Raw genomic sequence first — 13,736 nt, 5'->3', positions numbered from 1 at the left:
TCGTTGAAACCGGCCCTGACCAAGAGTTCTTTTGGTCAGGGCCGTTTCACCGTTAGGCCGTGCTCACCGTTAGTCCTAGGTCCGAAACAGACACATGAGGAGGCTCGCTAATCATGGCGAACTACACCGCCGCTGACGTCAAGCGGCTCCGTGAGCTCACCGGCTCCGGAATGATGGCATGTAAGAACGCACTCGCAGATGCAGACGGCGATTTCGACAAGGCCGTCGAGCAGCTGCGCATCAAGGGCGCGAAGGATGTCGGAAAGCGCGCAGAGCGCACCACCGCTGAGGGTCTCGTCGTCGCCAAGGACGGCGTCATGATCGAGATCAACTGCGAGACCGACTTCGTCGCCAAGAACGACGAGTTCATCAAGCTGGCCGACGCCATCGTGACCGTCGCTGCCGCTGGCAAGCCCGCCGACCTCGACGCACTCAAGGCGCTCGACCTCGACGGCAAGACCATCGACACCGTCATCCAGGAGCAGTCCGCGAAGATCGGCGAGAAGCTCGAGCTGAGCCGCGTCGCTTCCTTCGACGGCCCCGTTGCCGTGTACCTGCACAAGCGCAGTGCCGACTTGCCGCCCGCCGTCGGCGTGCTCGTCGAGTACACCGGTGAAGGCGATGCCGCAGCCGAGGCTGCTCGCGCAGCTGCAATGCAGGTCGCTGCACTCAAGGCCAAGTACGTCACGCGTGACGAGGTCCCCGCGGAGATCGTCGCTTCCGAGCGCCACATCGCCGAAGAGACCGCTCGCGCGGAGGGCAAGCCCGAGCAGGCTCTGCCGAAGATCATCGAAGGCCGCGTCAACGGCTACTTCAAGGACGTCGTGCTGACCGAGCAGTCTTCGGTTCAGGACTCCAAGAAGACCGTCAAGGCGATCCTCGACGACGCCGGCGTGACCATCAAGCGCTTCGTGCGTTTCGAGGTCGGCGCCTCCGCTTAATCGGAGCCCGTACACATGGACCCCGCCAGAAGAGCATTTGCTCTACCGGCGGGGTCTACGTGTACCTGGGGCCTCCGATGAGGCAGGATGGGAGTGCCTTGGGACTAGTCCCGAGGGCTTTCTGTGTCACCGTCGCCGATTCGGTGACAGAAGAAGAACGAAGGACCTACAGGGTCTTGTATCGAACTGAGGAGAACAATGTCCGAACCTGCCAACGAACGTCCAGGATTCAAGCGGGTCCTGCTCAAACTCGGCGGCGAAATGTTCGGAGGCGGCAAAGTCGGTCTCGATCCCGACGTGGTCACCAAGGTGGCTGAGCAGATCGCAGAGGTCGTTCGATCAGGCGTACAGGTTGCAGTGGTCATCGGCGGCGGAAACTTCTTCCGCGGAGCGGAACTGCAGCAGCGTGGCCTCGATCGCGCGCGCTCCGACTACATGGGCATGCTCGGCACCGTCATGAACTGCCTCGCTCTGCAGGATTTCCTGGAGAAGGCCGGCGTCGATTCTCGTGTGCAGACTGCCATCACCATGGGACAGGTCGCCGAGCCGTACCTTCCCCTTCGAGCACGTAGGCACCTCGAGAAGGGGCGCGTGGTCATCTTCGGTGCCGGGATGGGTATGCCGTACTTCTCCACCGACACCACTGCTGCGCAGCGCGCGCTGGAGATCGGTGCCGAGGTAGTGCTGATGGCCAAGGCCGTCGACGGCGTCTACTCGGCCGACCCACGTATCGACCCGGACGCGACGATGTACGAACAGATCACGCACCGCGAGGTCATCGAGCGTGAACTCAAGGTCGCGGACGCAACGGCGTTCAGCCTGTGCATGGACAACTCGATGCCGATGATGGTGTTCAACCTCCTCACCGAAGGAAACATCGCTCGCGCGGTGTCCGGTGAGAAGATCGGCACCCTGATCAAGTCGTGAGTGAACCCCGAAAAATGATGCAGAACAACATGGAGGAACAGCCGTGATCGATGAAGCGCTCTTCGAGGCAGAAGAGAAGATGGAAAAGGCTGTCACGGTAGCCAAGGACGATCTCGGCTCGGTTCGTACCGGACGCGCCAACCCCGGTATGTTCTCGCGCATTGTGATCGACTACTACGGTTCGATCACACCGATCACGCAGCTCGCGAGCATCAACGTCCCCGAGGCCCGCATGGTCATCGTCAAGCCGTACGAGGCTTCGCAGCTCAACGCGATCGAGACGGCGATCCGCAACTCGGATCTCGGCGTCAACCCGTCGAACGACGGCAGCATCATCCGCATCTCGGTTCCGCAGCTCACGGAAGAGCGTCGTCGTGAACTGGTGAAGCAGGCCAAGTCCAAGGGCGAGGACTCGAAGGTCACGCTGCGCAACATCCGCCGCAAGGCGATGGACGAACTCGGCCGGATCCAGAAGGACGGCGAAGCCGGCGAGGACGAGGTCGGTCGCGCAGAGAAAGAACTCGACAAGACCACGGCGAAGTACGTGCACACGGTCGAGGAACTCGTCAAGCACAAGGAAGCAGAGTTGATGGAGGTATAGCCTCCTCGTTTGCAGTGTTTGTCGTCGGGAGTAGATCAGGGAGTCTGGGTGCACGCACAAGAGGGAACCGCCGGTGGTCCCGTCACGGACGGGCCTACGGGCGGCGCTGAGGGCGCGCAACCGCCGAAGTCGAAGGCCGGCCGGAACCTACCTGCCGCCATCGGCGTCGGAGCCGGTCTCGGCGCCCTGGTCATCGGCACTTTGATCTTTCTGCCTCCTGGGTGGATCGCTGTAGTCGCGATCGCGATGTTCATCGCGACGTGGGAGGTCACCACGCGGCTTCGTGAAGCCGACATCGAGGTGCCGCGAATTCCGCTGCTCGTCGGAGGGCAAGCCACGATCTGGCTTGGCTGGCCGTGGGGACCGGTCGGAGTGCTCAGCGGATTCACCGCGACTGTCCTGGTGTGCATGGTGTGGCGGTTGTTCGACCACGGGCTCAAGGCGACTCCGAAGAACTTCCTGAGAGACACCTCCATCACGGTGTTCGTTCTGGCGTGGATCCCGCTGTTGGCGTCCTTCGGTGCATTGATGGTGCTCGAAGACGACGGCCCGGGTCGTGTCTTTGTCCTGATGATCGGCGTCGTGTGTTCCGACGTCGGCGGTTATGCCGCGGGAGTCCTGTTCGGAAAGCACCCGATGGTCCCGGCGGTGAGCCCGAAGAAGTCCTGGGAGGGATTCGTCGGCTCCCTCATTTTCTGCGTCATCGGCAGCCTGCTTTCGGTGACCCTGATCCTCGACGCGAACTCGATGATCGGCGTCCTGCTCGGCGTGGTGCTGGTGGTCGTCGCGACGGTCGGTGACCTGATCGAATCGCAGATCAAGCGTGAACTCGGCATCAAGGACATGGGAACTTTGCTTCCCGGCCACGGCGGAATCATGGATCGCCTCGATTCGCTCCTGCCGTCGGCATTTGTCACCTGGCTGATTCTGTACGCACTCGTCTGATTTCTCGTGCGTGATTTCTTCTCGGGCCGATCCAAGCCCATCCCCAGTCCGAACATCTGGCACTGGCCGGACGTCTACGAGGTCGAGAACCGTGCGCAGGACGTCGACGGTTCCATCTGGGCCGCGATGCGAGCCCAGGTCGACTGGTCTGGACTCGACGTCGTCGATGTCGGCTGCGGCGCGGGGTTTCACCTACCGGAGTTCGCTCGTACCGCGCGCCGTGTTGTCGGAGTGGAGCCGCACACGCCGTTGGTGAAGGCCGCGCGAGAACGAACCCGTGATTCGGCGTCGATCGACGTGGTCCAGGGTTCAGCAGAGTCCACGGGTTTGGTCGATGCTTCCGTCGATCTCGTTCATGCCCGAACGGCGTACTTCTTCGGCAAAGGCTGCGGCCCGGGAATTCGTGAGGCCATGCGCATCCTGAGGCCTGGGGGAGCCCTGCTGATCGTGGACCTGGACGTGAGCTCCGGCCCGTACGGAGAGTGGATGAGGGCGGATCTGCCCAAGTACGATCCCGCGGCCGTCGAAGCGTTTTTCGAGGCTCAGGGATTCTCCCTCACCCGTGTCGACGCCCGGTGGGAGTTCGAGAATCGCGACGACTTGCGGCGAGTACTCGGGATCGAGTTCACCGAGAAGACCGCCGAGCGTGCGTTCTCGCAAGTGACGGGATTGGCCTTTGCGGTGCGATACCGGATCCATGTTCGATTCAAACCGCGGTCACTCGAACTTTCGTGACCGGGCTCGAACGGACGAACGTCAGGCGCTCCGACGTGAGCGCCTGACGTTTTCTGGACCGATTCAGTAGTAAAGGTGATTAGTGATTGGTGTGGATGTGGAACAGGGTGGCCAGCGTGTGGATCTTCTTTGCCTTGGCGAGCTTGGGCAGGTCACTGCCGTCGCGCACGCGTGAGCCATCTTCGCCGAGATCGTCGATGACGTTCTGTGCCCAGATGGCGTCGGCAACGGAGGGGCTCAGGCCGGCGTTGACGGGAGCCGTCTGCGCGGTGGTCATGCAGAGCTTGCCGGCCATGCCCAGCGACAAGGTGATCGCGCAGTCTCGGGCGAGCAAATCCAGGTCGGGGCCTAGCGTGGGGCCGTCGATCGGCGGAGCGATACGAGCCGCGCGACTGGCGATTGTCAGTCGCGAGCGCGGGTACGACATCGAGGTGGGCGAGTCGTCCATCCCGGTATCGCGACGAAAGTCTCCGCTACCGAATGCAAGACGGAAGATTCCGTCGGTGCGTGCAATCTCGGGAGCAGCTTCGAGTCCCACCGCAGATTCGACGAGGGCAAGAATCTTGGTGCCCTCGGGAAGACGCTCGGCGGTGGCGTCGGCCTGCTGGCCGCTTTCAGTCTTCGCCAGCATGACACCCTCGAGTCCGGGGAGGCCCGCAAGTACGGCGAGATCCTCTTCCCAGAACGGTGTCGTTGCGTCGTTGATCCGAACCCAAGCGTGATTATGCTCGCTCAGGAAAGCCACGACGTCGCGGCGAGCGGCCGGCTTGTTGGGCGCGGTGACGGCATCCTCGAGATCGAGAATGACGGCGTCGGCGGCGCTCGCGAGAGCGGCGTCAAAAGTGTCCGGTTTGGATGCGGGGACGAGGAGCCAGGATCTTGCCTGTTGCGGGGCAATACGCGAGGTCACAGGTCTCTCCATGTGAGTAGTCACATCAGGGCCTTTCGGGTGATTTCCACGACAACAATGATGCCTGCTTACCCGCGGGTAGACCCAATTGCGTAACTAGATTTCAGTCACATCTGCCGCTTGGCTGCGCGCCGGATCTGAATGATGCGAACCCCGCCTGCCAACGCCATGATCAATGCGCCCGCGATCGCGGAAAGCAGGATCGTGATTCCGAGCGGAAAGTCGATTTGCCAGGCCAGGATCTTGACGGAGACGCTCTCGAGGTTCTGCAAGATGAACACCAGCAGCATGATCAGCACGATTGCGCCGATGACCAGGCCAACCCACGTCGTCGCAGCCCTGGTCCGGTCGGTAACCGCGGTTCCGGTCGGCGTCGGTTCAGGCGTCGGGTTCGGTTCGGGATCGTGTTTTTCGACTGCCTTGTCCTCGCCCACCTTCGGAAGTTCCGGGTCGGGACCGAAACCGTCGGCGGGGCCGTACACGGGGGAGTTCGACGGATCCTCTGGTGTGGTTGACATGACATGATCATCACGCAACCTGCGCGAAGTTGCACGGGTAATCCGGCCACAATCGGGTGGCAGTGGGGTAGCACCCCAAAAACAATGGGACAATGGTGTAACTATGGCTGCCTCTCTTCCCCTCGTTTTCACTGCACCCAAGCGCGGAATGCCTCCACGGCACCTCGCCGATCTCGATTCCGCCGAGCGCAAAGAAGCGGTGAAAGAGCTCGGCCTTCCCGCTTTCCGGGCCGATCAGCTGGCGCGTCAGTACTACGCTCGGCTCGAAGCAGATCCGGAAAAGATGACCGACCTCCCCGCATCGGTACGCGAAAAGGTGGGGGATTCGCTCTTCCCGACTTTGTTGACGCCGATCAAGCATCTCGCGTGCGATTCGGGCGACACACGCAAAACCCTGTGGAAGGCACATGACGGAACGCTGCTCGAGAGCGTCCTGATGCGCTATCCCGATCGGGCGACACTCTGCATCTCGAGTCAGGCAGGCTGCGGAATGGCCTGCCCGTTCTGTGCGACGGGTCAGGGCGGCCTCGACCGCAACCTTTCGACTGCCGAGATCGTGGATCAGGTTCGCGAGGCGGCAGCAGCCATGCGCGACGGTGAAATAGCCGGCGGCCCCGGCCGCTTGTCGAATGTCGTGTTCATGGGCATGGGCGAGCCGTTGGCGAACTACAAGCGTGTGGTGGCGGCGGTTCGACGCATCACCTCGCCCGCACCGGACGGACTCGGCCTGTCCCAGCGGTCGGTCACGGTCTCGACCGTCGGCCTCGCTCCCGCGATCCGCAAGCTCGCCGACGAAGGCCTGAGCGTCACGCTGGCGGTATCCCTGCATACGCCGGACGACGAACTGCGCGACACGCTAGTGCCGGTCAACAACCGTTGGTCAGTATCGGAGGTGCTCCAAGCCGCGCGATACTACGCAGACAAGACCGGCCGCCGTGTGTCCATCGAGTACGCGATGATCAAGAACGTCAACGATCAGCCGTGGCGTGCGGACATGCTGGGCAAGAAGCTGAAGAAGGCGCTCGGCGGGTTGGTGCACGTCAACCTGATTCCGCTCAACCCGACTCCGGGCAGTGAGTGGGACGCGAGTCCGAAGGACGTCGAGCGTGAGTTCGTGCGTCGGGTCATCGCCCAGGGCGTCTCGTGCACGGTGCGCGATACGCGCGGCCAGGAAATTGCCGCAGCCTGTGGCCAGTTGGCCGCCGAGAACTGAGACGCTCCAGGTCTGAAACGTTCTAGGCCTGAAACACGTAAAGAGAAGGCCTCCACGAACTTTCGTTCGTGGAGGCCTTCTCTTTGTCAGGTCTCTAGCGCGGGCGGCGACGGATGACGATGTCGCGGACCAGAATGAAGATCATCAATCCGGCGGTGCCGATGAGCCACAGATCCTCGACCTTGCCGTGATGGTTACCGATCATCATCAGAAGCAGGAATATTGCGAAGAACCATCCGAGGAAACGGAAAAACTTGAGTCCTTCACCACTCCACCCCCATGCGGCAGAGGGAACCTCGGCCTCATCGACGTGCGAGACCACGACGGGGGCGCTGGACTTGACGTCCAACTGGGTATCGGCCACGGTCGATCCTCCTGCTCATTCGGTTGCACTACTGCCCAATATGGTGACATACGACTGCCTGTCGTACGTAGTTGGGCGTCGATAAGGTTGTTCTCAGGTGTTATCAGGAACAATGGGCGAGTGCAGGAAACCACACGTACCCGCGTCCTCCTCCTCGGCAGTACCGGTTCGATCGGTACCCAAGCGCTGGAGGTCATCGCTGCCAACCCCGATCGTTTCGAAGTAGTCGGACTGGCAGCGGGCGGCAACAACGTCGAATTGTTGGCCGAGCAGATCCGCGCAACCGGCGTCACCGACGTCGCCGTCGCCGATCCTGCGGCTGCCGCTGCTCTGGAATCGGTGACGCCTCGTTCGGGACCGAGCGCAGTGACGGAACTGGTTCGCGACAGCGGTGCCGATGTCGTCCTCAATGCGCTCGTCGGTTCGTTGGGACTCGAACCGACCCTGGCGGCTTTGAACTCGGGTGCACGTCTGGCGCTGGCGAACAAGGAATCCCTTGTCGCAGGCGGAGCGTTGGTGACCAAAGCTGCCGCACCCGGCCAGATCGTGCCGGTCGACTCGGAGCATTCGGCGTTGGCCCAATGTCTACGTGGTGGAACGGGAGACGAGGTGGCGCGGTTGGTTCTCACCGCTTCGGGTGGGCCGTTCCGCGGCTGGAGCGCCGAGGATCTCGAAAGTGTGAATCCGGCTCAGGCAAAAGCGCATCCCACCTGGTCGATGGGACCCATGAACACCCTCAACTCGGCAACCTTGGTCAACAAGGGCCTCGAGCTGATCGAGACGAATCTGCTGTTCGGGATCGACTACGACCGCATCGACGTGACCGTGCATCCGCAGTCGATCGTGCACTCGATGGTGACCTTCTTCGACGGCTCGACGCTGGCACAGGCAAGCCCGCCAGACATGAAGCTTCCGATCGCTCTCGCTCTCGGCTGGCCGGACCGTATCGAAGGCGCGGCGTCGGCATGCGACTTCACGACCGCCTCCACCTGGGAATTCGAGCCGCTCGATTCGTCGGTGTTCCCCGCCGTCGATCTGGCGAGGAGCGCGGGCAAATCCGGCGGCTGCTTCACTGCGATCTACAACGCGGCCAACGAAGTGGCGGCTCAGGCTTTCCTCGACGGCGTCATTTCGTTCCCGGCGATCGTCCGTACGGTGGCTGCTGTTCTCGACGATGCAGGTCAATGGTCCGCGGAACCGGTTACCGTGGACGACGTTCTTGCCGCAGACGGCTGGGCACGCACACGAGCGCGTCAGCTCGTGAAGCAGGAGGGCTAGAACTTTCATGGTTTTTGCACTGGGCGTAGTGCTGTTTGCCCTCGGCATCGGCGTGTCCATCGCCCTGCACGAAGCCGGCCACATGTGGACGGCCAAGGCTTTGGGAATGAAGGTTCGCCGCTACTACATCGGCTTCGGACCGAAGATCTTCTCGTTCCGTCGAGGTGAGACCGAGTACGGACTCAAGGCACTGCCGCTGGGCGGATTCTGCGACATCGCAGGCATGACGGCTCTCGACGAGATGACGCCTGAAGAAGAGCCGCACGCGATGTACAAGAAGGCGGCGTGGAAGCGCGTCGTCGTCATGTCCGGCGGTATCGCGATGAACTTCATTCTCGGGTTCCTCCTGATCTACGCATTGCTCCTCGGCTGGGGCCGAACGAGTTCGGAGCCGGCACCGCCTGTTGTCAAGGGCGTGACCTGTGTTGCTCCGACGCAGTTGGGTCAGGATCAGGGGTGGAAACTTGCGGAATGCACCGGTACCGGCCCGGCGGAGGCAGCTGGAATAGCTGCCGGCGATCGGATCGTCGCGGTGGACGGTCAACCAACGGACACTTTCGCCAAGGTTTCCGCGGCTATCCGCGACAAGTCCGGGACAGTCACACTCACAGTCGAGCGCGGCGACGAGACTATTCAAGTTCCGGTCGATGTATCCCCGGTCGAGCGCTACGTAGCCAAAGAGGGCAGCACAACGCCGGAGCTGGCAAAGGTAGGCGCCGTCGGCATCGAGGGCGTCAGCAATCTCATCGAGTACAACGCGCTCACGGCTGTTCCGGCAGCCTTCGACTACACCGGCCAGATCATGGTCGACTCGGTGAAGGCGTTGGCTGACATTCCGTCGAAGGTGGGGGCTCTGTGGGAGTCGGTCACGGGCGGCGAGCGGGCGCAGGACACACCGATCAGCGTGGTCGGCGCCAGCGTGATCGGCGGCGAGGCTGCTGATCGAGCCGAGTGGCCGATGTTCGTCGGCCTGCTCGCGTCGATCAACTTCTTCCTCGGCGTTTTCAACATCCTGCCGCTGCTGCCGCTCGACGGCGGGCACATCGCGGTGGTCTTCTACGAGAAGATCCGCGATTGGTTCCGCGCCCGCCGCGGCCTGATCCCGGGCGGTCCGGTCGACTACACGAGACTACTTCCGATTACTTACGTATTCATCGTGATCGGTGGCGCGTTCATGTTGCTGACACTCACGGCTGACATCGTCAATCCGATCAAGATCTTCTGACCGTGTGAGCAGGGCGACGGTTGCCGCGCGGTAGTGCGGTGATCGCCCGGCTAAACTTGCAGTGAAGCTATGAAAGAAGGCACAGACGTGACCATCCCTATCGGACTGGGAATGCCCTCGGCACCCGCAGCGATTCTTGCTCCTCGACGCAAGACTCGGCAGCTGCAGGTCGGCACGGTAGGTGTGGGCAGCGATTTCCCCATCTCGGTGCAGTCCATGTGCACCACGAAGACGCACGACGTCAACGCAACGCTCCAGCAGATCGCCGAACTGACCGCTTCCGGATGTGACATCGTCCGTGTCGCCTGCCCGCGTCAGGAAGATGCGGACGCTCTGGCGACAATCGCGAAGAAGAGCCAGATTCCGGTTATCGCCGACATCCACTTCCAGCCGCGCTACATCTTCGCGGCAATCGAGGCGGGATGCGCTGCGGTGCGCGTCAATCCGGGCAACATCAAGGAATTCGACGGCCGCGTCAAAGAGGTGGCGAAGGCCGCGGGCGATGCCGGCATTCCGATCCGCATCGGCGTCAACGCCGGATCGCTCGATCCACGCTTGATGGAGAAGTACGGCAAGGCGACGCCCGAAGCGTTGGTCGAGTCTGCGCTGTGGGAAGCCGGGTTGTTCGAAGAGCACGGCTTCGGTGACATCAAGATCTCCGTCAAGCACAACGATCCGGTGATCATGGTCGAGGCTTACCGCCAACTCGCCGCCAAGTGCGACTACCCACTGCACCTCGGTGTCACCGAGGCGGGTCCGGCGTTTCAGGGCACGATCAAGTCCGCGGTCGCCTTCGGTGCGCTGCTCGCGGAGGGCATCGGCGACACCATCCGTGTGTCGCTCTCAGCCCCGCCGGCCGAGGAAATCAAGGTCGGTAACCAGATTCTGCAGTCGCTGAACCTGCGTCCGCGCAAGCTCGAGATCGTCTCATGCCCCTCGTGCGGCCGTGCCCAGGTTGACGTCTACACACTGGCCGACGAGGTCTCCGCGGGTCTCGAAGGCATGGAGATTCCGCTTCGCGTGGCAGTCATGGGCTGCGTCGTGAACGGACCGGGTGAAGCGCGTGAAGCCGACCTCGGTGTGGCGTCCGGCAACGGCAAGGGCCAGATCTTCGTCAAGGGCAAGGTCATCAAGACGGTGCCCGAGGCGCAGATCGTCGAGACGTTGATCGAAGAGGCGATGAAAATTGCCGAAAGCATGGAGGGTGACGCTTCGGAGGGTGCGCCGGTCGTCACCGTGAGTTGAGTGATTGCCGGATGAATCTTCCCCGTCGGTGTCAGGTTCGTGGCAATCTGAGTGCATCATGATCGGGTAGTGATATTCGTGGACGCGCAGTCGAGTCGAGGGGGTTGACGGATGCTCAAACTCCTCGGAGCCAAGCAGGTCGGAAGTCGAGATCTCGATGACGTCCGAGCGGTACTCGACGCCGATCCGGTCGCGGCCTGCATGATTGCCGCGCGCGTCGAAGAATGCGGCGTCGACCCACGAATGATTCACGGCGAGCTGTGGAGTCGTGGCGGGCCGTTGTCGTCCTTGTGCTTTGCCGGGGCAAATCTGGTTCCGCTTCGGGGCGATCCGGATGACATTCGAGCATTCGCCGACCGTGCCTGTCGGATTCCACGCATGTGCTCGTCAGTGGTCGGCCGCGCCGAGTTGGCGTTGCCGCTCTGGGAAATGCTCGAACTGGATTGGGGAACTGCGCGGGAGGTCCGCCCCGAACAACCGTTGCTCGCGGTATCCGAGCCGCTGGCGTGCCCGTCGGATCCTCTGGTCCGGCAGGTCCGCTCCGACGAACTCGACATCTACCTGCCTGCCGCGATCGCGATGTTCATCGAAGAGGTGGGCGTCGATCCGCGTGCCAACGACGGTGGGCGCGGCTATCGGCATCGTGTCGCAAGCCTGATCGCCGCCGGGCGAGCGTGGGCGCACATCGAGGACGGCCAGGTCGTTTTCAAGGCGGAGGTCGGTTCGATGTCCGCGCGCTGTGGCCAGATTCAGGGCGTCTGGGTCAATCCCGAGTTTCGCGGACAGGGCTTCGGCGTGACCGGAACGGCGGCTGTCGCGGAGTCGATCATGGCGACCGGTCGCATTGCGAGCCTGTACGTCAACAGCTTCAATACGATTGCGCGGTCGACCTATTCGCGGGTCGGGTTCCGACAGGTCGCAACTTTCTCGACGGTACTGCTCGACTGACCGCACACGGTGGGTGCAATGGTCGCGCCTACCCTGACCGCGTCGGTTGCCGCCCTAGTATGGGGCTCGATGAACACTCGGCATTTCTCTCGTAGTCGCTCGGCCCAACTGTTGGCCTCCTGCACCGTGATTTTCTTGGCGGTGGGGATCAGTTCGTGTACTCCGAAACCCGCCGGCCCCGAGCCCGTCGCGCAGCAGTTCCTGAGTGCGTTCGGTGACAGAGACATCGACGAGGCAGCAAAATTTACGGACCGGCCTGATTCTGCCGGACCCGTGTTGAGCGATACCTGGGATGCGCTTCAGGCCGAGTCGATGACCGCTGAGACCACGTCGGTGAAGATGAACGGAGACACCGCGACGGTCGGCTACACCTACGAGTGGCACCTTCCGAAGGACCGCGTGTGGACCTACGACGGCGAGCTGCAGATGGGTCGCAAGGACGGCGACTGGTCTGTCCGGTGGAGTTCGACGGACGTTCATCCCCGTCTCGGTGACAAACAGACGATGTCGTTGCGGGCAACCGCTGCGCCGAGGGCGAGGGTCAACGAGCATTCGGGCACGGACGTCCTCGTGCCGGGAATCGTCTACCGCGTGAAGTTCGATCGCTCGAAGAGCAACGACATCATCGGCTCCGCGAACAGTCTCGCAAGCGTTCTCGGGCGATTCGATTCGTCTCTGACGGGTCAGTCGATCGCGGAATCGTCGACGGCCGTCAAGGGCGACTATCTGGTGACCAGGTTGCGTAGTGACGACTACGACCAGGTTTCCGCGCAACTGGGAGCCATATCCGGGGTTTCGGTGTCGGACGAATCGGATCTGGTCTCGACCGATCCGGAGTTCGCACCTGACCTGCTCGGGCAGATCAAGAAGACGATCATCGACGAGGTCGACGGCAAGGCCGGCTGGAGTGTCGTCACGGTCAACCAGAACGGCGTCGACACCGACGTGTTGACCGAGACTGCGCCGCAACCGGTTCCGTCGTTCAGTATCAGTCTGGACCGCAACATCCAGATCGCTGCGCAACGCGCGGTGAACGTGAACAAGGATCAGGCGATGATGGTGGTCATCGAACCGTCGAGCGGTGCCATTTTGGCCGTTGCGCAGAACAAGGCAGCAGACCGCGACGGACCGGTTGCGACGATGGGTCAGTACCCGCCCGGTTCGACGTTCAAGATCATCACGGCAGGCGCGGCAATTTCGACGGGTCAGGCGACTCCCGACACGATGGTGCCATGCCCGGGCCGAATCGAGATCGGCGAGCGCAGCGTCCCCAACTACAACGAGTTCTCACTCGGCACGGTGCCGATGGCAACCGCCTTCGCCCGTTCGTGCAACACGTCCTTCGCCAAGCTGGCCAGTGAGATGCAAGCCGACACGTTGACCACTGCCGCGGCGCAGTTCGGTATCGGCCAGGACTACAACGTGGTGGGGTTGCCGATCGATTCGGGTTCGGTGCCGCCGGCGTCGGATCTGGTGCAGCGGACCGAGGACGGATTCGGTCAGGGCAAGGTCGTTGTCAGTCCGTTCGGAATGGCGATGGCGGCGGCGACGGTCGCGAACGGTTCGACACCGGTGCCGCAACTGATTTCAGGGCGCGAAACCACCATCGACGGTGAGCGCCCGGCGATCACACCGGCCATGGTCGACGGTCTGCGCGGAATGATGCGACTCGTCGTCACCAGTGGTACCGCCGAACGCGTCGAAGATCAGGGTGAGGTGTACGGCAAGACCGGTGAAGCCGAGGTCGACGGGGGATCGCACGCATGGTTCGTCGGCTATCGCGGGAACCTGGCCTTCGCGACTCTGGTTGTGCGGGGCGGAAGTTCGGACAACGCCGTCGCAGTCACCCGCGACATGCTCACCGCCCTGCCGGAAGGTTACTGACC

Annotated in this window: 14 protein-coding genes; 11 read left to right on the top strand and 3 right to left on the bottom strand. The window is 62.6% G+C overall.

Going from position 1 to position 13,736, the window contains the following annotated elements; all coding sequences use genetic code 11:
- The first annotated feature begins 113 nt into the window (after positions 1 to 113).
- The 5 genes from tsf (at position 114) to ACFQ6Y_RS08520 (ending at position 4,149) form a co-directional block, all read left to right on the top strand.
- A complete protein-coding gene (gene tsf / locus ACFQ6Y_RS08540) occupies positions 114 to 941 on the top strand; it encodes a translation elongation factor Ts (RefSeq protein ID WP_378631035.1) in 828 nt (275 codons plus the stop codon).
- Between the two features lie 198 nt (positions 942 to 1,139).
- The gene (gene pyrH, locus ACFQ6Y_RS08535) at positions 1,140 to 1,868 is read left to right on the top strand and encodes a UMP kinase (protein ID WP_019747988.1); all 729 of its coding nucleotides are present in this window, start codon (positions 1,140 to 1,142) and stop codon (positions 1,866 to 1,868) included.
- Between the two features lie 43 nt (positions 1,869 to 1,911).
- The gene (gene frr / locus ACFQ6Y_RS08530) at positions 1,912 to 2,469 is read left to right on the top strand and encodes a ribosome recycling factor (RefSeq protein ID WP_003942777.1); all 558 of its coding nucleotides are present in this window, start codon (positions 1,912 to 1,914) and stop codon (positions 2,467 to 2,469) included.
- 48 nt (positions 2,470 to 2,517) lie between these two features.
- Complete coding sequence (locus ACFQ6Y_RS08525) at positions 2,518 to 3,414, top strand: phosphatidate cytidylyltransferase (RefSeq protein ID WP_283303770.1); 897 nt, start codon at positions 2,518 to 2,520, stop codon at positions 3,412 to 3,414.
- Between the two features lie 6 nt (positions 3,415 to 3,420).
- A complete protein-coding gene (locus tag ACFQ6Y_RS08520; RefSeq protein ID WP_378631033.1) occupies positions 3,421 to 4,149 on the top strand; it encodes a class I SAM-dependent methyltransferase in 729 nt (242 codons plus the stop codon).
- Positions 4,150 to 4,228: 79 nt separating this feature from the next.
- On the opposite strand, the gene ACFQ6Y_RS08515 is transcribed toward ACFQ6Y_RS08520, so the two are convergent.
- Both ACFQ6Y_RS08515 and ACFQ6Y_RS08510 read right to left on the bottom strand, forming a co-directional pair.
- Complete coding sequence (locus tag ACFQ6Y_RS08515; RefSeq protein ID WP_378631031.1) at positions 4,229 to 5,071, bottom strand: HpcH/HpaI aldolase/citrate lyase family protein; 843 nt, start codon at positions 5,069 to 5,071, stop codon at positions 4,229 to 4,231.
- A 95-nt stretch (positions 5,072 to 5,166) separates the two neighbouring features.
- A complete protein-coding gene (locus ACFQ6Y_RS08510) occupies positions 5,167 to 5,577 on the bottom strand; it encodes a lipopolysaccharide assembly LapA domain-containing protein (protein WP_378533729.1) in 411 nt (136 codons plus the stop codon).
- Between the two features lie 103 nt (positions 5,578 to 5,680).
- Between ACFQ6Y_RS08510 and rlmN the strand changes: the two genes are divergently transcribed.
- Positions 5,681 to 6,790 carry a 23S rRNA (adenine(2503)-C(2))-methyltransferase RlmN gene (gene rlmN / locus ACFQ6Y_RS08505; protein ID WP_378533727.1) on the top strand — a complete coding sequence of 370 codons (1,110 nt, stop codon included), beginning with the start codon at positions 5,681 to 5,683 and terminating at the stop codon, positions 6,788 to 6,790.
- 94 nt (positions 6,791 to 6,884) lie between these two features.
- On the opposite strand, the gene ACFQ6Y_RS08500 is transcribed toward rlmN, so the two are convergent.
- The gene (locus tag ACFQ6Y_RS08500) at positions 6,885 to 7,154 is read right to left on the bottom strand and encodes a DUF2631 domain-containing protein (protein WP_003942762.1); all 270 of its coding nucleotides are present in this window, start codon (positions 7,152 to 7,154) and stop codon (positions 6,885 to 6,887) included.
- Positions 7,155 to 7,274: 120 nt separating this feature from the next.
- Between ACFQ6Y_RS08500 and dxr the strand changes: the two genes are divergently transcribed.
- The 5 genes from dxr to ACFQ6Y_RS08475 all read left to right on the top strand — a co-directional run bounded on the left by dxr (position 7,275) and on the right by ACFQ6Y_RS08475 (position 13,734).
- Entirely contained in the window at positions 7,275 to 8,432 is a 1,158-nt protein-coding gene (gene dxr / locus ACFQ6Y_RS08495) for a 1-deoxy-D-xylulose-5-phosphate reductoisomerase (protein ID WP_378631028.1), read from the top strand.
- A 7-nt stretch (positions 8,433 to 8,439) separates the two neighbouring features.
- Positions 8,440 to 9,657 carry a M50 family metallopeptidase gene (locus tag ACFQ6Y_RS08490; protein WP_378631025.1) on the top strand — a complete coding sequence of 406 codons (1,218 nt, stop codon included), beginning with the start codon at positions 8,440 to 8,442 and terminating at the stop codon, positions 9,655 to 9,657.
- An 87-nt stretch (positions 9,658 to 9,744) separates the two neighbouring features.
- Positions 9,745 to 10,902, top strand: coding sequence for a flavodoxin-dependent (E)-4-hydroxy-3-methylbut-2-enyl-diphosphate synthase (ispG, locus tag ACFQ6Y_RS08485; RefSeq protein WP_378449524.1), 1,158 nt, complete (start codon positions 9,745 to 9,747; stop codon positions 10,900 to 10,902).
- A gap of 111 nt (positions 10,903 to 11,013) precedes the next feature.
- On the top strand, positions 11,014 to 11,850 hold the full coding sequence (locus ACFQ6Y_RS08480; protein ID WP_378533721.1) for a GNAT family N-acetyltransferase: 837 nt from the start codon (positions 11,014 to 11,016) through the stop codon (positions 11,848 to 11,850).
- Positions 11,851 to 11,919: 69 nt separating this feature from the next.
- Positions 11,920 to 13,734, top strand: coding sequence for a penicillin-binding transpeptidase domain-containing protein (locus ACFQ6Y_RS08475; protein WP_378449522.1), 1,815 nt, complete (start codon positions 11,920 to 11,922; stop codon positions 13,732 to 13,734).
- Positions 13,735 to 13,736 lie beyond the last annotated feature (2 nt).

Source organism: Rhodococcus sp. NPDC056516 (assembly GCF_042794655.1).
Taxonomy (GTDB): Bacteria; Actinomycetota; Actinomycetes; order Mycobacteriales; family Mycobacteriaceae; genus Rhodococcus_F.
The sequence above is the reverse complement of the archived record's forward strand: the minus strand, read 5'-3'. Positions and strand labels throughout refer to the sequence as shown.

Excerpts from the sequence above, each read along its gene's own strand:
- ACFQ6Y_RS08510 (WP_378533729.1), bottom strand. The coding sequence starts at position 5,577 with ATGTCAACCACACCAGAGGATCCGTCGAACTCCCCCGTGTACGGCCCC.
- rlmN (WP_378533727.1), top strand. The coding sequence starts at position 5,681 with ATGGCTGCCTCTCTTCCCCTCGTTTTCACTGCACCCAAGCGCGGAATG.
- ACFQ6Y_RS08475 (WP_378449522.1), top strand. The coding sequence starts at position 11,920 with ATGAACACTCGGCATTTCTCTCGTAGTCGCTCGGCCCAACTGTTGGCC.
- tsf (WP_378631035.1), top strand. The coding sequence starts at position 114 with ATGGCGAACTACACCGCCGCTGACGTCAAGCGGCTCCGTGAGCTCACC.
- ACFQ6Y_RS08490 (WP_378631025.1), top strand. The coding sequence starts at position 8,440 with ATGGTTTTTGCACTGGGCGTAGTGCTGTTTGCCCTCGGCATCGGCGTG.
- pyrH (WP_019747988.1), top strand. The coding sequence starts at position 1,140 with ATGTCCGAACCTGCCAACGAACGTCCAGGATTCAAGCGGGTCCTGCTC.
- ACFQ6Y_RS08515 (WP_378631031.1), bottom strand. The coding sequence starts at position 5,071 with ATGGAGAGACCTGTGACCTCGCGTATTGCCCCGCAACAGGCAAGATCC.
- ACFQ6Y_RS08480 (WP_378533721.1), top strand. The coding sequence starts at position 11,014 with ATGCTCAAACTCCTCGGAGCCAAGCAGGTCGGAAGTCGAGATCTCGAT.